Below are 17,813 nucleotides of genomic sequence, written 5' to 3' on the forward strand. Positions count from 1 at the left end.
AAATGATGATTACCGGCGGCGGCCTTTGCCTGTGCGCGGAGGGCGTCCAACGGTGGCCTGATACACCTTGAAGCGTCCGGTCTGCGCCAACACTTCATGGCTACCAAATGCGGCATCTAACAGCGCCGGATAAGGCAGGAAGGCGTTAGCGACGATGCGTAGCTGTCCACCAATCGGTAAATGGGTCACCGCACCACGAATCAGCATTTCCGCGGCTTGCAGGCTAGTCTGCAAGCCATCATGGAACGGCGGATTGGACACGATCACATCGAAGCGGCCATCGATATCTGAATAGACGTTACTCGCAATCACACGGCCTTCCAGCGCATTCGCCGCCAGCGTAGCTTTGCTGGACTCCACCGCTGCGGCGCTGACATCGCTCAGCGTCAGGCGGATTTTCGGCGACTGTTTCGCCAGCACCGATGCCAGCACGCCCGCACCGCAGGCGATATCCAGCACTTTGCCTTTCATATGCGGCTCAAACGTAGACAGCAGCAGTCGGCTACCTGGATCCAGATCATCACGACTGAAGACGCCCGGAAGCGTTTTGACAGTCACGCCGTCCGTCACATATTCGTCCCACCACTCATCCAGTGTGAAGCTGGCCTGCTTATCAATTCGACCGTGGTAAAGCCCACAGCGACGCGCACTGTCGATTTTTACCAGTTCAACGAAGTCAGACAGCACAGTTTCAGCGCTGCGTACCCCGCTGCGGTTTTCCCCAACAACGAAGATCTCCGCGCCGACCGGCAACAGTGACAGCAGATTACGCAACTGGAATTCCGCTTCTTGTTTGCTCTTTGGCCAGTAATAAATCAGCGTATCGCTATCCGCCACCAGCTCAGCATCCGCTACCAGACTATATTGAGCATTATCCCCAAGTGGCTTTGCCATCTGTTGCCAGTGGTGATATTGGTTGCAATGGACACGTACCGACGCCGCCTCAAATTGCGCGGGCAGGGTATCCTGCAAATCACCGGCAAACAGAACTCGGCGTGAAAGAAATTCGTCACTATGGCGCAGTATGACTTCACTGGCGGGGGTTAATGCGGACATCGGGCTACGGCTCCTTAATCATTGAACGGGGGATTATATACGCTTCGGCCTCGAAGTTGCAGAGCGGAGAGGAAATAACCGCACCGACGTTGGCGCAGCATGGCGGGGTTTGTTAGCATAGGCACGAATCATTTTCTCGCACGCCAGACAGGATAACGCATGGAATCAAGACGTGACAGGCTGCTACAGCAACTGGGGATTACGCAGTGGACGCTGCGTCGCCCGACAGTGCTGCAAGGCGAAATCGCCGTCAGTCTGCCCGATCAGGTGCGTCTGGTGATCGTCTCCGCCGAACCGCTGGCCGATGATGAACCGCTACTGACCGACGTTCTGCACAGTCTTGCGCTCACCCCTGCGCAAGCCTACCGCCTGACGCCGCAGCAGATAGAGATGTTGCCCGCCGATGCACGCTGCCATAGCTGGCGGCTGGGCATCGCGGAGCCCATTGCGCTACAGGGCGTTCAGCTTTCCAGCCCTCTGCTTTCCGAACTTTATCAAAATGCCGACGCCAAACGGGCGCTGTGGCAACAGATCTGTGAACATGAACACGATATCTTCTCTGACGCCAGCCGATCTGGCACAAGCCTTTAAAATTGAACAAGCTAGCCACGCCTTTCCCTGGACGGAAAAAACGTTTATCAGCAATCAGGGTGAACGTTATTTCAATCTGAAATTGAGCCATGACGGTCAGCTTGCCGCTTACGCCATCACGCAAGTGGTGCTGGATGAAGCAACGTTATTCAATATCGCCGTGCATCCCGACCACCAGCGTCAGGGGCTAGGCCGACAGCTATTGGAACACCTGATCGACGAGATGGAGCAGCGCGGTATTGTGACGCTGTGGCTGGAAGTCCGCGAGTCAAACGCACGGGCTATCGCGCTGTATGAAAGCCTGGGATTTAACGAAGTCTCCGTGCGCCGTGATTATTATCCCGCAACACAAGGCCGAGAGGACGCGATCCTCATGGCACTGCCACTCGGCTAACCTCTTTATCTATACTCCTCGCGACAAGACGGGTGCCATAATGTGCGCCCCGTCCCGCTCTGCCTTTTTTCCCGACAGAAAAATCCCCGCAACGTGATCGTCATAAATAAAACCTCGTTTCTTTTTTATCACAATAAGGTTCCATTTCATGTTTCTGGTTTGCAGGCATGCCATGGTTTATCCGTTATCTACGAGGAATAATATGAAAAAATACACTCTGGCCACGACGCTCCTGTGCGGTTTATTCTCTCTTTCCGCTTACGCGGTACAAGTCACGGCGGTTACGGCCTCCGCTTATGATTCAGACAAGGGCCACAAGCCTGCCAATATTGCCGACGGCGACGTAAAAACGCGCTGGGCGGCAAATGGTGAGAGCTGGGTTCAGTTAGAACTGGATAAAGAACAATCCGTTGAGAACTTTGTTCTGGTTCCTTTCAAAGCGGACGAGCGCAAGCTGAAGTTCTCCGTTTCCTACTCCACCGATGGTAAAGCCTGGAAAAAACTGGCCGACAATCTGGTCACGTCCAGCAATGCCAAAGACGGTGAAAAATTCACCTTCCCTGCCGTTAAAGCAAAATTCTTTAAGCTGGATACGTTTGGCACCGATGTGAACAAGTGGAGCGCCATCAACGAGATCAGCTTTAACAGCGCTGCGCAGGTTCCTTCTCAGGCAATTAAGTAACGGGTTGGGATAGTCTGGCGCTCAGGCTAGTTCATGCCGATTTCGTGGAAAGCACCACACCAGCAGTTGCTAACGGGTGTGGTGCTTTCCAGCCTTGTTGTCCCCCCGCACCTCGCCTTCCCCTTCTTCATCGTTACCCACATTTTCCTTAGCGTTGAAATAAAAATCATTCTCAACTAAGATGCGCCTGAAATTTGACCTCCTATCGCTCCGTTTCAGGCACCAGACATGTCATCAGCCAATATTGATACCTCAGCAGATATGCATCAGCTCTATTGTCAGCATCACGGCTGGTTGCAAGGGCTATTGCGCAAGCGGCTGGGGAATCTGTGTGACGCGGCCGATCTGGCGCAGGATGTGTTCTTACGGCTGCTGCTGAAACCACGGCAGTTCGACAACCACGCCGGTGCGCGAGCTTATCTGAGCGTGATGGCGCAGGGCATGTGCGTCGATCTCTGGCGTAAACGCGAAATTGAGCGGGTCTGGCTCACCTCGTTAGCCGAACAGCCGGAGCCGGTTGCGCTGTCGGCGGAAGACAGCAATATCATTCTCGAAACCCTGTATCAGGTCGATGCGATGCTGCGTGCGCTGCCAGAGAAGGTGCGTGCTGCTTTCATCATGGCGCAGGTTCAAGGGCAGCCTTATCGGGAAATTGCTGAAACACTGGGCGTTTCCGAACGCATGGTGAAAAAATACATGGCGCAGGCCATGCTGCACTGCGTGCTGCTGGAAGCGGAGATAGACGCGGACGGTCAGGTCGTTCATTCATGAGTAAACCCAGCATCAATAAACCCAGCTTTATTGCCTTACAGCAGGCATCGCAATGGTACGCCCAACTGTGCGATCGGGAACCTGACGATGAGCATTACCACCACTGGCAGCGCTGGGTGGAGGAAAGCGAAGAGCATCGTCATGCCTGGGAATACGTACAAATGGTCAGTCAGCGTTTCCAACCACTGCGCGGCGATGGTCAGCAGCCCGCACTGAATACGCTACTGCACCAACCTAAATCCATTAGCCGCCGCCGTGCACTCAAGCTCGCCGCGCTGTTTAGCACTGGCTCGCTGCTTTCCTGGCTGACGTACCGCCATACGCCGTTAAAAGGCTCGCTACTGGCGATGACGGCCGATCATCACAGTGCGGTAGGAGAAATCAAATCCCTCACCTTATCGGACAACACCCGACTATGGCTGAACACCGCCAGCGCGATTGATATCCGCTACAGCGACCAGCGTAGGGAAATAGCCCTGCTGACAGGGGGTATTCTGATTGATACCGCCGCCGACGCCCGTCCTTTCTTTGTGACCACGGCACAAGGGCGCTTGCAGGCACTGGGCACACGATTCAGCGTCGCGCAGGAATCGGACACGACCACGCTAGCCGTTTACCAGCATGCCGTCGACGTCAACGCCACATACGCTTCCACCGCGCGTCGGGTTAATTCAGGCCATCACCTGCGTTTTAACGCGAACGGTCAGGGTGACATCTTGCCCAACCAGCAGAACGATGCCGACTGGTCACACGGCGTGCTACAGGCGGACAATATGCCGCTGGGAGAACTCGTGACACAGCTGTCACGCTATCGCCACGGCTATTTGGCGTGCCAGCCTGCCATCGCTGATTTACGCGTGATGGGCACCTTCCCGTTAACCGATACCGACATGGCGTTGAACATGCTGGCGCAGGCCTTCCCGGTCCGTATCCATCAACGTTTTCCGTGGTGGGTGACCGTCGAGCCACACTGATATTGCTCTCATACCCGTCACCCTTTTTAGCTACCGTTTTTTGAATACAGACAAAAAACTTTCTCTTTTGAGTTCCCCTTTTTCCACTGTCGTTCGATTCACAGTAAAACCACCAATTTTTACTCTGGGTCAGAAGGCGAATTTTCATGGCATTGATTCCATTTTTCTCTACACAGCGCACACCGTCCAAACTGGCGATTGCCGTCCATCTGTTGCTATGCGGTGCACCTCTGCTTGTGCATTCCACCGCAACGGCGGCAGAAACGACAACTGCTGCGGCAACCAAAACGTATTCCATCCCCGCCGGGCCGCTTAACCAGCAACTCAACCAGTTTGCTGCCCAGTCGGGCGTTTATCTGGTCGGCGATGCACAACTGGCGACAGGAAAAACCGGGCCGTCCCTAAAAGGGAATTACAGCGTCGATGGTGGATTTTCAGCGCTGCTGGCTGGGAGCGGGCTTCAGGTGATTCCGCAGCCTAACGACGTCTGGCGCTTACAGAGAATACCGCAAGGAGATGAAATGCTGGTCGTGGCAGGCGTCAACCGCAATGGCGTGACCGAAGGCACACAGTCCTACACCACGCGAAGCATGAACACCGCAACACAGTTGAATCTGTCACCGCGAGAAACACCGCAGTCGGTGAGCGTCGTAACGCGCCAGCAGATGAACGATCAAAATATGACTTCGCTGGATGAGGCTATGAAGCAAACCACCGGCATCAACGTGGTCAATCAGAATAGCTATCAGGTGAAATACGAATCGCGCGCCTTCGTGATGGATAATATCAAGGAAGACGGCGTTAACTTTTCCAGCCAAAACAGCGTATCCAACATGGGGGCGGTGCAGTCTTCAAGCGAATCTCCCGATCTGGCGATTTATGATCGTGTCGAAATCCTGCGCGGGGCGTCTGGCCTGTCGCAGGGAAATGGTGAACCCGGCGGTACCGTAAATCTGGTGCGCAAACAGCCGACTCACAACTTTCAGGCGTCTGGCAGCGTGGGCGCAGGTAGTTGGGATAATTACCGCAGCGAACTCGATGTCTCTGGGCCACTGAACGACGATGCCAGCCTGCGCGGCCGTGTCGTTGGCGTTTATCAGGATAAGCAAAGCTTTAAAGATTACGAGCACAGTGAAAGAAAAGTGCTGTTCGGTACGCTAGCCTACGACCTCACGCCGTCCACTACCGTTACTGGCGGTATCAACTGGCAGAAGACCCGAGGCGTGCCTGACGTGTATGGCGTCCCATTTGCCACCAATAAAAGCAGCCTGAATCTGCCTCGTTCGACGTATCTGGGCGCAAGCTGGAACCGCATCGAATTTGAAAAAATTAACCCGTTCGTCGAACTGGAGCACCAGTTCGATAACGATTGGACGCTGAAAACCGCACTGAATTATGTCCACTCCCGCGCGGCAAGCAGCTATATCGGAATCATGAACGGCACGAGCGGCGTGAACCCGGCGACGGGAAATTCTTCGCTGAACAATAACCTACGCTACGACAATAAGGCCGAACAGTGGGGCTACAACCTAAGCCTGAACGGTCCGTTTGAACTGCTAGGACGCAACCATGAACTGGTGGTGGGCGGTGATTATCAGAAAGAGAACTTCGATAACAACCACATCCGTATCAACAACACCAGCGCCGTGAACATCTTCAACTGGCAGCCCAATTCGCTGGCAGAGCCAGATTGGTCAAATGCGAGTCTCTACAGCAATAACTACAATGACCGCTTTAATCTGTACCAGCGCGGCGCATTCGCCACGGCCAGATTCGAACTGGCGGATGACTGGAAGCTGATTCTGGGCGGCCGCTACAGCGCCTACAGCTATGACGAATACTTCACGAACCATATTCGCAACACGTCTTCGCTCAGCAGCCTGCATGCCAGCAATGAGTTTGTGCCTTACGGTGGCCTGCTGTGGGACTTTGCTGACAACTACACCTGGTATCTGAGCTATGCCGAGATCTACAAGCCGCAAAGCGAAAAAGATCGCAACGGTAAGCTGCTGCCCGCCATTACCGGCACCAACTATGAAACCGGCGTGAAAGGCGAGTTCTTTGATGGCGATCTGAATACCTCGCTGGCGCTGTTCCGCATCATTCAAGCGAACCGAGCGATGGCCGTCGCGGATAGTTCATCTTGCCTGATCGGGACAAGCTGCTCGCAATCCGAAGGCAAAGTACGCAGCCAAGGAGTCGAGTTCGATATCACGGGGAAACTGGCTGAAGGCTGGCAGGTTCAGGCGGGTTATACCCTGACTAACAGTAAATACCTTGAAGGAAGCGCGAGCGAAAAGGCCGCGCAGTTCAGCCCACGCACGCCGAAGCATATGTTCAAACTGTACACCTCATACAACCTGCCAGGTGAGCTGAACCAATGGACGCTTGGCGCGGGAATGACGGCACAAACCGAAACACAAACCTACCCTAATCGGGTTTATGGCTTGCATCAGGGCGGCTACACGCTGTTTAACGCCAATATTCGTTATCAGCACAGCAAAAATCTGAGCTTCAATCTGGTAGGCAATAACCTGACGGATAAAACCTACTTCCTGAACCTGAATAACCGCCACCTCAGCGGCAATAACTATTACGGCGACCCACGTAATTTTATGCTAACCGCGAAGTGGAATTTCTAAGCGCACTCGCCTGCCAGCCTTTGCTGGCAGGCTATCGCTCAATCCATTATGCAAACTCTTAAACGCTTTTATTCGCTGGTCGCGCCTTTCTGGCTGACCGCGCGTGCAACCCTGCTCTGGCTGCTACTGATGTTGATTATGAGCCTGACGCTGTCTGTCGTGTGGATCAGCGTGCAGTACAATAACTGGAGCCGGGATTTTTACGACGCACTGGCCGACTACTTTCAGCACGCCTCAATCTACGATATGGCCGTGCGCTATCTTGCCTACACGCTGCTATTCGTGCTGGTGATCATCTGCGGAAACTGGCTCAAGAAACAGCTAATTATCCGCTGGCGCGATACCATGACGCGTCAGTATGAACAGGATTGGCTGAGCAATCATGCCCACTATCAGCTCAATTCAGGGCTGGATAATCCAGACCAGCGCATTGCGGAAGATATTCGTCTGCTGATCGAACAAAGCCTCGAACTCCTGCTCTCTTTGCTAAAGAACATTGCCCGATTCTTCTCCTTCATCGTCATTCTCTGGCAGCTTTCCGGCGTCCATACCTTCACGCTGGGCGGCTACACCCTCACGATACACGGCTATCTGGTGTGGATCGCGCTAGCTTACGCGTCATTAGCCAGCGTCGTGACGCACCTATTGGGACACCGTCTGCACAAGCTGAATACTGAGCGCCAGCGGACAGAGGCCGATTACCGTGCCACGCTGCTGCGAGTGCGGGACAACAGCGAGCAAATCGCGTTTTATCAGGGCAGCGACGCCGAACAGCAGCGGATGCGGCAACACTTTCTGCCTATCGTGCAAAACTGGCAGCGTTTAATGGCGAGGGAGTTTCGATTAGAAAGCTTTACCACCAGCTATTTTCGTTTCAGCCTGATTATCCCCGTTTTCGCGACCCTGCCGCTGTTTCTCGCCCGCCAGATTAGCCTCGGGGCGATTATGCAGGCGCGATCCGCCTTCGGGTATGTGTTGGATGCCTTTGGCTGGTTTATCGATGCATATCGTCAGTTGGTTCAGTGGTCTTCGACAATTGAACGGCTGTGGGAATTCCAGCACCGTTTACAGCAGTTACCGACGCCAGACGCGCCGCGCCATGAAGGGCAAGCTCTGCATATCAACGCGTTATCTGTAGCACGCCCGAATGGTTCACCGTATTTCGCCCCGCTTACGCTCACGCTTCCGGCTGGCGAGTGGGCGGTACTCAGCGCAGCTAGCGGCAGTGGGAAAACCACCCTGCTGCGGGCGCTGGCAGGCCTGTGGCCTGCATCGCAGGGAGAGTGGCACTTTCCGGTGGGTCGATCACTATTCTTGCCGCAAAAAGTCTATTTGCCGCAGGATACGTTGCGTCAGGTATTGTGTTATCCGCAGGCGCAGCTAGCCGATCGCTCACAACTCTCCACGGTATTAGAACAAACCGGACTCGCCTCACTGATTCCGCGTTTGGATGACAAGGCGAACTGGGGCCGAGAGCTGTCTGGCGGCGAACAGCAACGTCTGTCACTGGCGCGTGCGCTGCTGTTGCGCCCGACATTGCTTTGTCTGGATGAAGCCACTAGTCAACTCGATGATGCGGCGGCGCTTCAGCTGTTAGAGCACATCAGGATAACGCTGCCAGAAACCATCGTTCTGGCCGTCAGCCATCAGCCTGCCATGCTGGCTTGTTTCACGCATCAGATACCGTTAACGCCACTCGCGCCAGAGGAAAAAGAGGGATCAGGGAGCCACGCTATCGATTGTTCGATTACGTCACCAGAGGTGGACGGTCAGCAGGTTTCTTACGGAAGGATGTGAAGACGAAGACAGGAAAAACACAGCCCGGAGCGGATGTCCGGGCTGTGATGAGGTTACTCGTTATCGCCCAGCAGAACGGATTCCAGCGCGATCTCGATCATCTCATTGAACGTGTTTTGACGCTCTTCTGACGTGGTTTGTGCACCAGTACGAATGTGGTCAGAAACGGTACAGATTGCCAGCGCTTTCGCACCGAACTCTGCCGCAACACCGTAGATACCGGCCGCTTCCATTTCCACACCCAGAATGCCGTATTTTTCCATCACGTCGAACATCTGCGGGTCTGGCGTGTAGAACAGATCGGCAGAGAAGATGTTACCTACGCGCACAGAAACATCGCGTGCTTTAGCCGCATCAACGGCATTACGCACCATGTCGAAATCGGCAATCGCTGCATAGTCGTGATCTTTGAAACGCATACGGTTCACTTTGGAATCCGTACAAGCGCCCATACCGATCACTACGTCGCGCAGTTTGACGTCTTCACGCACCGCACCGCAGGAACCCACACGAATGATCTTCTTCACGCCGAATTCAGTGATCAGTTCTTTCGCATAGATCGAGCAGGATGGGATGCCCATACCGTGACCCATGACCGAAATTTTACGGCCTTTATACGTGCCGGTGAAACCCAGCATGCCACGCACGTTGTTCACTTCGCGGGCATTTTCCAGAAAGGTTTCTGCAATGAACTTAGCGCGTAGCGGGTCGCCCGGCATCAGTACAACGTCAGCGAAATCACCCATTTCTGCATTAATATGTGGCGTAGCCATGCGTTTATTCCTTAATTAATCAAGTTTCACTAAAAACGGTGTTTTTACAGTATCGATTTGCCGTAGTCCATAGACGACAGGCCAAAGTAAGCTGCAACCGTCTGCCCAATATCGGCGAAGGTTTCGCGGTGACCGTACGATCCCGGCTTCACTTTTGGTCCATAGATCAACACCGGTACGTTCTCGCGGGTATGATCGGTGCCGTGCCAGCTCGGGTCACAGCCGTGGTCGGCCGTCAGAATCAAGATGTCATCGTCTTTCACGCGGGACATCAACTCAGGTAAACGGCGATCGAACAGCTCCAGCGCGGCCGCATAGCCCGGAATATCGCGGCGGTGGCCATAGGCGGAGTCGAAATCCACAAAGTTGGTAAACACGATAGTATTGTCGCCCGCGCTATCCATTTCTTTCAGCGTGGCGTCAAACAGCGCATCAATGCCGGTCGCCTTCACTTTCTTCGTGATACCGACCTGCGCGTAGATATCCGCAATTTTACCGACAGAAACCACTTCACCGCCTTTTTCATCCACCAGCTTTTTCAGGATGGTCGGCGCTGGCGGTTCAACCGCCAGATCGTGACGGTTGCCAGTACGCTCGAAGTTGCCAGGTTTGTCACCGATAAACGGACGCGCGATCACTCGCCCGATATTGTAATCCCCCTCGGTCAGCTCTTCGCGGGCGATTTCACACAGCTCGTACAGCTTATCCAAGCCGAAAGTTTCTTCATGGCAGGCAATCTGGAACACCGAATCCGCAGAGGTGTAGAAAATCGGCTTGCCCGTTTTCATATGTTCTTCAGCCAATTGATCCAGAATCACCGTACCGGAAGAGTGACAGTTGCCCAGATAGCCCGGCAGATTGGCGCGTTTTACCAGTTTATCCAACAGCTCCTGCGGAAAACTGTTTTCTTCATCTTTAAAATAGCCCCAGTCGAACAGGACAGGTACACCAGCAATTTCCCAGTGACCAGACGGCGTATCTTTACCCGAAGAAATTTCGCTGGCGTGCGCGTAAGCACCGATAATTTCTGCGTTTTCATCCAGCCCTGCTGGGAACGTTCCCGTTGAGGCTTCGGCGGCTTTACCTAGACCCAGACGGCTCAGATTTGGCAAATGCAGCGCGCCGCTGCGCCCTTTATTCGCCTTTCCCGCCGCACACGCCTGAGCAATATGGCCCAGTGTATCCGAACCGACATCACCAAAGCGTTCTGCATCAGCACTGCTGCCGATCCCGAACGAGTCGAGAATCATAATATGTACACGTTTCATTCTTTCTCTCCTGCGCAGCGATGCGCTCACGCCCTGCCTACCGGCAGGGGAAAATCAATTCAAGGTTATCTATCGCCAACCCTACGCAATCACGCTTCCGCACTCACCCGACGATAGACCATCGGAGTCTTTTCTGGTGCCGTATCGCCCAGTTGGATCGCAGCTCGGACTTCATTCGCCGCCTGCTGCCATTGCGCTTCCGTATTGGCGTGGATCACCGCCAGCGGGCGCTGCGCGTCAACGCGTTCACCCAGGCTAATCATGCTATCCAGACCGACACTGTAATCGATCGTATCCGAGGCCTGACGACGTCCGCCGCCCAGCGACACGACCGCCATGCCCAGAGCACGGGTATCCATCGCGGTCACAATGCCTTCACGCGTCGCGAACACCGGCTTACTTAACGTCGCCACCGGCAGGTAACGATCGTAGTGTTCGACAAAATCGCCCGGTCCACGCTGTGCGGCGACCATGCGGCCAAAGACGTCGGCGGCTTTGCCGTTATCCAACACGGCCTGCAAACGTGAATGCGCGTCGTCCGCCGAGCTTGCTAGCCCGCCCGCTAGAAGCATCTCGCCACATAGCGCCATAGTAACATCATACAGGCGTGGATTGCGGCTCTCTCCCGTCAGGAAACGCACGGCTTCCCGCACTTCCAACGCATTACCCGCGCTGGAGGCTAGCACCTGATTCATGTCTGTCAGTAGTGCGCTGGTGCGGCATCCTGCGTTATTTGCTACACCGACAATCGCCTGTGCCAGCTGTTCGGACAGCTCATAGGTCGGCATAAACGCCCCAGACCCCACTTTGACGTCCATCACTAACGCATCCAGCCCTTCAGCCAGCTTCTTCGCCAGAATCGATGCCGTAATCAGCGGGATCGAATCGACCGTAGCAGTAATGTCACGCGTGGCGTAAAAGCGTTTATCCGCCGGAGCCAGCGATGAAGTCTGCCCAATAATCGCGACGCCAACCTGCTGGATGATGCGACGAAAATTTTCATCGTTCGGGAAAATGTCCAGTCCCGGAATCGCTTCGAGCTTGTCCAGCGTGCCGCCAGTATGTCCCAGCCCACGCCCAGAGATCATCGGGACGTAGCCCCCGCAGGCGGCGACCATCGGCCCCAGCATGAGCGAGGTGACATCCCCTACGCCGCCGGTAGAATGTTTGTCCACCAGCGGACCGTTCAGGTTCAGGCTCTTCCAGTTCAGCACCGTACCGGAGTCACGCATCGCCAACGTCAGCGCCACACGCTCATCCATCGACATGTCGTGAAAGTAAATGGTCATCGCCAGAGCGGCGATCTGACCTTCAGAAACGGTGTTGTCACGAACCCCGTTGATAAAGAAGCGGATTTCCTCTTCGCTCAGAGTTTTTCCATCACGCTTCTTACGAATAATTTCTTGAATCAGAAACAAGGTCTGTACTCCTGATGAATTCTGATATGGCTCAGCAGCCTATCGCTGTGAGCACATTTGCTGTTGTGAACCAATGCGGTCATCAACAACATGTTGTCACGAATAAAATAGTGCGCCGTATGCGCGTGATTAGTAGCTGCCCTGTGGGGCTGCTGTCGCGTGCCCGAGCGTTGTCAGCAGGCTCGCCAGCAAACTGGATGCGCCAAAGCGAAAATGTTGCGCATTCGCCCATTCAGCACCCATGATATCGTCCGCCAGTTGCAGATAGATGGCGGCATCTTCCGCGTTACGCACACCTCCAGCAGCTTTAAAGCCGACATGCTCGCCCACGCCTTTATCGCGGATCGTCTTCAGCATGATCGCTGCACTTTCCGGCGTCGCGTTCACCAGTACTTTACCGGTTGAGGTTTTAATGAAATCGGCACCTGCATCAATCGCAATCTCGCTCGCCTGACGTATCAGCGCCTCCTGTTTCAGCTCACCCGTTTCGATGATCACTTTCAGCAGCACGTGGGCATCCTGACATACGGCTTTGCATGCCTGCACCAGCGCAAAACCGATTTGCGTATTGCCTGCTATCAGTGCTCGGTAAGGGAATACGACATCAACCTCATCAGCGCCGTAGGCTATCGCCGCTCTGGTTTCTGCAACAGCGATGTCAATATCATCATTGCCGTGCGGGAAGTTGGTCACTGTCGCAATGCGAATATCCGGCGTACCCTGCTCACGCAGGATCTTTTTCGCCAGAGGGATAAAACGTGGATAGATACAGATAGCAGCAGTTTTTCCTGCCGGGCTATTTGCCTGACGGCAGAGTGCCGTCACTTTTTCATCCGTATCATCTTCATTCAGCGTGGTTAAATCCATTAGCGCCAGCGCGCGTTGCGCGGCCGTGGTCAGTTTGGTCATACAACTCTCCAACTCGTCAGCCGGTCTAACCGGCCCTGAACATTAACTGGTGTAAAACCAGCACGTTTGGCGAGCGGACTTGGTTCCTTGAAGATAGCGCTCAGGAGAAACAACCTGTAGCGGCACTGAGATCCTTCTCACCGCAGTCAACCTTCCTCAACCCTTCATCCTGTGATTATTTCAACACCGAAAGAACGATATCGAAAGAAACGCTTTATACACGTGGGCATATCAGATATTTGAACACGCCATGCCGGACTATTTTGTGCATTCATTCACACTTGATGTAAGAGAAATGCAATAGATAATGATTATATGTGATTTTTATCACACATACTGCCCAGAATAAGGTTCATCCGATGAATTAAAAGTGACAGCCTTGTCGGCCAGCTCCGCCCTTCATAAATGAATAAAGAGGCGGCAGCACACAGTCGCAGATCGCCCAATGCTTCTGGTTGAAGTCATATATATACCCTAAATAATTCAAGTTTCAGGACAAAACGTTAACGTTTTGAACAACGCAAAGCGTTGACCCTTTAGGGCGAGGCCCATTTATGGCCTCGTAACGCGGCAAGCGAAGGAGTCCCGATGAGCTTACTCAAGTAAGTGATTCGGGTGACTGACAAATCTGCCAGAGGCAGGTTTGAACGCTGCTTGCAGCGGCCCCTGCGGGGCGAGGGACACGTAAGTGTGCCAAGTAACGCAGCCAACGCACATGCAGCTTGAAGTATGACGGGTATAGAATAAGCATAGCGGCTTCTCCCTAAGTACAGGGGGAAACCGCAGCAGAGCAAGAAAATTATTTCCCTACGGAAGGTTGCAATCCGTTTCACAACAGCGACGTGCTACTTCACGTGACAAGATAAGCACCCTACACTGACTGCCAACAAAACTGCTTCCGAGAAACCGCAGACAAAACCATGACCGAACACGCCGAACACTCCCACTGGTATCTGTACATGCTGCGCACGGTTACTGGGGCGCTGTACACGGGTATCACGACGGATGTCAGCCGCCGTCTGAATCAACATCAAGCAGGGAAAGGGGCAAAAGCACTGCGGGGGAAAGGGGAGTTGACGCTGGTGTTTCAATGTCTAGCTGGCGATCGTTCAAATGCACTCAAGCTGGAATACCGCATTAAGCAGTTGAGCAAAAACCAAAAAGAAAGGCTGGTACAAGACCAGCCTCAGACGATTTGTCTTGATACGCTATCGGCTAGAGAAAGCGGTTAAACGGCTCAGCATATTCAACCAGCCCGGTCACATGTTCAAATCCACTTTCGCCTTCAGGCGAATCTTCACCAGCAACCTGATTGTCCGCCAGTGGGTAGACCTGAAACGTCGATTCGCTGTCCGGCCAGCGACAATGCAACTGGTGCTCTGTCGCCGGAACGAAACCAAAGCGAGAATAGTAGGCAGGCTCACCCAGCACGACGACGGCGGTATAGCTAAATTCATTCAGTGCATCCAGCCCTTCGTAGACCAACTTCTCCCCCACGCCTTGTCGGCGCAGACTGTCGTCTACCGCCAATGGCGCAAGCGCCACCCACTGCCGATCCTCACCTTCGATCAGTACTGGGCTGAATGCGGCGTAACCCACCACGCCACCTTCATCGTCGGTTGCTACGACGCCAAGCGTCAATAAGCCGTCTTCTCGCAGTTGATGCACCAGATCTGCTTCTGCACCCGTAGGGAAAGAACGGCGCAATAAGCTGTCGATCCCTGCGGCATCAACGGGAATTTCCACCCGAACTAGCATGATACTGGCGCGTGATTCGTTGCTTGCACCACGCCCTCCTGTAACCCAGCTTCAACAAAGTTCGCCAGTTGCAGCAGACCAATACGCAGCGGCGCAGGCATCGCTTCCAGTTCAATAGCATCCATCAGGTTCTTCACATACAAACCTAACTCGGTGTCGCCTTCAATGCGCAGACGACGTTGGAAAAACAGCGAGTCGGGATCTTCTTTACGCGCGGCGATCAAAATCAGATCGTTTGCATCCGCACTGAAGCTGACATCTGGCGTCTCATCGTGGCTTACCACCAGACGACCTTCACGCAGCGTCATAAACCACTGCAAACCGACATCACGCACCTCAATTTTCAGCCAGCGGCTTTCGAGAAATGCCAGATCGCCCTCTTCCAGCGCCTGACGGAACTGCCAGCCCAACATCTGTTCCAAAACCTGACGCTGTAGCGCAAAGGGGGTGAACTTGAGTGGCTTACCTAATAAGCTCGGCCCCTGACGCACAATCTGCGCTCGTAGTTTTTCCAACACTGGCGTACTCCTCTTAAAGCAATCTGACTGTTCAGATAATCTGCAAACATTTTGCCACATCCACCGCAAGCGGCAGAGGTCTATGTCAATAATCTAGTCGCTTATCCGATTATGCCCAACAGATTTTGTCCTTGCGCGACGATTAGCACCATAAACTGCCTTAAATCAAAGTCCTTACCTGATGGGTTAATTAAGATTCCCAATCGTTAATAACATTCATCGACTGATAAATAATCGCTTACGACGACCCGCAAGGGTGGCTGACAAAACGCACGTCATAAAAGCGGTATCAGTCTGAACATCATTGATCGCACCGACCCGCTACGGCCCGAAGGGATTAATGAAGGATTGTGTATGGAACTGCTTTGCCCCGCTGGTAATCTGCCGGCACTGAAAGCTGCCATCGATAATGGCGCAGATGCGGTCTATATCGGCCTGAAAGATGACACCAACGCACGTCATTTTGCCGGGTTGAACTTTACTGATAAGAAACTACAGGAAGCACGTGAGTACGTGCACCGCCACCGACGTAAACTGCATATCGCCATCAATACGTTTGCTCACCCGGATGGCTATCAACGCTGGCAGCGCGCCGTAGATATGGCCGCGCAGATCGGCGCCGATGTGCTGATCCTCGCCGATCTCGCCATGTTGGAATATGCCGCCGAGCGCTATCCCAACATTGAACGTCACGTGTCGGTTCAGGCTTCCGCAACAAACACCGAAGCGATCCGCTTCTATCATCGTCATTTCGATGTCTCACGCATCGTGCTACCGCGCGTGCTGTCCATTCATCAGGTGAAGCAAATCGCTCGCACCAGCCCCGTACCGCTCGAAGTTTTCGCCTTCGGTAGCCTGTGCATCATGGCGGAAGGACGCTGTTATCTTTCTTCTTATCTGACTGGTGAATCACCGAATACCGTGGGTGCCTGCTCGCCTGCGCGGTTTGTACGCTGGCAGCAGACGGAAAACGGCATGGAGTCGCGCTTGAACAATATCCTGATCGACCGCTACCAGGACGATGAAAACGCCGGTTACCCCACATTGTGTAAAGGCCGCTATTTGGTCGATGGACAGCGCTACCATGCGCTGGAAGAGCCAACCAGCCTTAACACGCTGGAGCTTCTGCCTGAGCTGATGGCTGCCAATATTGCCTCCGTGAAGATAGAGGGTCGCCAGCGCAGTCCAGCCTACGTCAGCCAGATTACGCAGGTGTGGCGACAGGCTATCGATCGCTGCCGCGCCAATCCTGAGACATTCGTACCCACTCAGTCCTGGATGGATGCATTAGGCGCAGTGGCAGAAGGCACGCAGACCACGCTTGGCGCGTATCACCGCAAATGGCAGTAGCAGGAGAACATATGAAATACGCATTAGGCAATATCCTCTACTATTGGCCGAAAGAAGACGTCGAGGCGTTTTATCAGGCCGCGGTGAGCAGCAGCGCCGATATCATTTATCTCGGCGAAACGGTGTGCAGCAAGCGCCGTCTGATGAAAGTGGCGGACTGGTTCAACGTTGCCCGCGAAGTCGCCAACAGCGGCAAGCAGGTGGTGATCTCTACCTTGGCACTCTTACAGGCACCGTCTGAACTCACAGAGTTAAGGCGTTATGTGGAAAATGGCGAGTTCTTGCTGGAAGCTAACGATCTGGGCGCCGTCAACATCGCAGCCGAACGCAACCTGCCGTTTGTCGCCGGACACGCGCTCAACTGCTACAACGCCTACACCCTACGTGTGCTGCACAAACAAGGCATGGTGCGCTGGTGCATGCCGGTCGAGCTTTCTCGTGACTGGCTGCAAAACCTGCTGAACCAATGTGAAGAGCTTGGCTTTCGCCATCAGTTTGAAGTGGAAGTACTTAGCTATGGCCATTTACCGTTAGCCTATTCCGCCCGCTGCTTTACTGCCCGTTCAGAAGATCGACCAAAAGATGAATGCGAAACCTGCTGCCTAAGCTATCCGCAAGGCAGAAAAATGCTATCGCAGGAAAATCAGCAGGTCTTTGTCCTCAATGGCATCCAGACGCAAAGCGGCTACTGCTACAACCTCGGCAACGAGCTGACGTCAATGCGAGATCTGGTCGATATTGTTCGTCTGTCGCCAAACGACATCACCACTCCAGCCATGCTGGATACCTTCCGCGCCAACGAACAAGGCTATATGCCATTAACGCTGCAAAATCAGGCCGATTGTAACGGCTACTGGCGTCGCGTCGCAGGGCTAGAACTCGTTCAATAACTCACATCCTATCAGGGCGGCC

At 53.9% G+C, this 17,813-nt stretch carries 18 protein-coding genes; 11 read left to right on the forward strand and 7 right to left on the reverse strand.

The features are described 5' to 3' along the window. Positions 1 to 9 precede the first annotated feature (9 nt). Positions 10 to 1,056 (reverse strand): 16S rRNA (guanine(1207)-N(2))-methyltransferase RsmC, encoded by a 1,047-nt coding sequence (gene rsmC, locus DUT67_RS18700; RefSeq protein WP_113632100.1) that lies wholly within the window; start codon positions 1,054 to 1,056, stop codon positions 10 to 12. A gap of 159 nt (positions 1,057 to 1,215) precedes the next feature. Between rsmC and DUT67_RS18705 the strand changes: the two genes are divergently transcribed. The 8 genes from DUT67_RS18705 (at position 1,216) to DUT67_RS18740 (ending at position 8,907) form a co-directional block, all read left to right on the forward strand. Then, positions 1,216 to 1,647, forward strand: a complete 432-nt coding sequence (locus DUT67_RS18705) for a DNA polymerase III subunit psi (protein WP_048258738.1) — start codon at positions 1,216 to 1,218, stop codon at positions 1,645 to 1,647. Further along, entirely contained in the window at positions 1,598 to 2,041 is a 444-nt protein-coding gene (gene rimI, locus DUT67_RS18710) for a ribosomal protein S18-alanine N-acetyltransferase (RefSeq protein WP_113632101.1), read from the forward strand. The genes DUT67_RS18705 and rimI overlap by 50 nt, the downstream gene beginning before the upstream one ends. A 202-nt stretch (positions 2,042 to 2,243) precedes the next feature. After that, positions 2,244 to 2,723, forward strand: a complete 480-nt coding sequence (locus DUT67_RS18715) for a discoidin domain-containing protein (RefSeq protein WP_048258736.1) — start codon at positions 2,244 to 2,246, stop codon at positions 2,721 to 2,723. Positions 2,724 to 2,756: 33 nt separating this feature from the next. Further along, the gene (locus tag DUT67_RS18720; RefSeq protein ID WP_189339492.1) at positions 2,757 to 2,903 is read left to right on the forward strand and encodes a hypothetical protein; all 147 of its coding nucleotides are present in this window, start codon (positions 2,757 to 2,759) and stop codon (positions 2,901 to 2,903) included. Between the two features lie 48 nt (positions 2,904 to 2,951). Then, positions 2,952 to 3,494 (forward strand): sigma-70 family RNA polymerase sigma factor, encoded by a 543-nt coding sequence (locus DUT67_RS18725; protein ID WP_113632102.1) that lies wholly within the window; start codon positions 2,952 to 2,954, stop codon positions 3,492 to 3,494. After that, on the forward strand, positions 3,491 to 4,468 hold the full coding sequence (locus tag DUT67_RS18730) for a FecR domain-containing protein (protein WP_223254598.1): 978 nt from the start codon (positions 3,491 to 3,493) through the stop codon (positions 4,466 to 4,468). The genes DUT67_RS18725 and DUT67_RS18730 overlap by 4 nt, the downstream gene beginning before the upstream one ends. A 146-nt stretch (positions 4,469 to 4,614) precedes the next feature. Beyond that, positions 4,615 to 7,110 (forward strand): TonB-dependent receptor, encoded by a 2,496-nt coding sequence (locus DUT67_RS18735; RefSeq protein WP_113626290.1) that lies wholly within the window; start codon positions 4,615 to 4,617, stop codon positions 7,108 to 7,110. Positions 7,111 to 7,158: 48 nt separating this feature from the next. Continuing rightward, on the forward strand, positions 7,159 to 8,907 hold the full coding sequence (locus tag DUT67_RS18740) for an ABC transporter ATP-binding protein/permease (protein ID WP_113632103.1): 1,749 nt from the start codon (positions 7,159 to 7,161) through the stop codon (positions 8,905 to 8,907). Positions 8,908 to 8,960: 53 nt separating this feature from the next. Here DUT67_RS18740 and deoD read toward each other — a convergent pair whose 3' ends face one another. From deoD to deoC, 4 genes are all read right to left on the reverse strand, one after another. Then, positions 8,961 to 9,680 (reverse strand): purine-nucleoside phosphorylase, encoded by a 720-nt coding sequence (gene deoD / locus DUT67_RS18745; protein ID WP_048258731.1) that lies wholly within the window; start codon positions 9,678 to 9,680, stop codon positions 8,961 to 8,963. Between the two features lie 44 nt (positions 9,681 to 9,724). Next, entirely contained in the window at positions 9,725 to 10,948 is a 1,224-nt protein-coding gene (deoB, locus tag DUT67_RS18750) for a phosphopentomutase (RefSeq protein WP_113632104.1), read from the reverse strand. 89 nt (positions 10,949 to 11,037) lie between these two features. Continuing rightward, on the reverse strand, positions 11,038 to 12,366 hold the full coding sequence (deoA, locus tag DUT67_RS18755) for a thymidine phosphorylase (RefSeq protein ID WP_113632105.1): 1,329 nt from the start codon (positions 12,364 to 12,366) through the stop codon (positions 11,038 to 11,040). Positions 12,367 to 12,495: 129 nt separating this feature from the next. Further along, positions 12,496 to 13,275 (reverse strand): deoxyribose-phosphate aldolase, encoded by a 780-nt coding sequence (deoC, locus tag DUT67_RS18760; RefSeq protein ID WP_113632106.1) that lies wholly within the window; start codon positions 13,273 to 13,275, stop codon positions 12,496 to 12,498. A gap of 920 nt (positions 13,276 to 14,195) precedes the next feature. Here deoC and DUT67_RS18765 point away from each other — a divergent pair. Next, positions 14,196 to 14,507, forward strand: coding sequence for a GIY-YIG nuclease family protein (locus tag DUT67_RS18765; protein ID WP_113626295.1), 312 nt, complete (start codon positions 14,196 to 14,198; stop codon positions 14,505 to 14,507). Here DUT67_RS18765 and DUT67_RS18770 read toward each other — a convergent pair. Together DUT67_RS18770 and DUT67_RS18775 are read right to left on the reverse strand one after the other, a co-directional pair. Further along, on the reverse strand, positions 14,491 to 15,033 hold the full coding sequence (locus DUT67_RS18770; RefSeq protein ID WP_048258726.1) for a GNAT family N-acetyltransferase: 543 nt from the start codon (positions 15,031 to 15,033) through the stop codon (positions 14,491 to 14,493). The genes DUT67_RS18765 and DUT67_RS18770 overlap by 17 nt on opposite strands. Beyond that, positions 15,027 to 15,551, reverse strand: coding sequence for an SCP2 domain-containing protein (locus DUT67_RS18775; protein ID WP_113626296.1), 525 nt, complete (start codon positions 15,549 to 15,551; stop codon positions 15,027 to 15,029). The genes DUT67_RS18770 and DUT67_RS18775 overlap by 7 nt, the downstream gene beginning before the upstream one ends. Before the next feature lie 354 nt (positions 15,552 to 15,905). Here DUT67_RS18775 and DUT67_RS18780 point away from each other — a divergent pair, with 354 nt between their 5' ends. Together DUT67_RS18780 and DUT67_RS18785 are read left to right on the forward strand one after the other, a co-directional pair. After that, positions 15,906 to 16,901 carry a peptidase U32 family protein gene (locus DUT67_RS18780; protein WP_113626297.1) on the forward strand — a complete coding sequence of 332 codons (996 nt, stop codon included), beginning with the start codon at positions 15,906 to 15,908 and terminating at the stop codon, positions 16,899 to 16,901. 11 nt (positions 16,902 to 16,912) lie between these two features. Beyond that, the gene (locus DUT67_RS18785; RefSeq protein WP_113626298.1) at positions 16,913 to 17,791 is read left to right on the forward strand and encodes a U32 family peptidase; all 879 of its coding nucleotides are present in this window, start codon (positions 16,913 to 16,915) and stop codon (positions 17,789 to 17,791) included. The last annotated feature ends 22 nt before the right edge of the window (positions 17,792 to 17,813 follow it).

Origin of the sequence: Pectobacterium peruviense (assembly GCF_003312355.2) — a bacterium.
Classification (GTDB): Bacteria; Pseudomonadota; Gammaproteobacteria; order Enterobacterales; family Enterobacteriaceae; genus Pectobacterium; species Pectobacterium peruviense.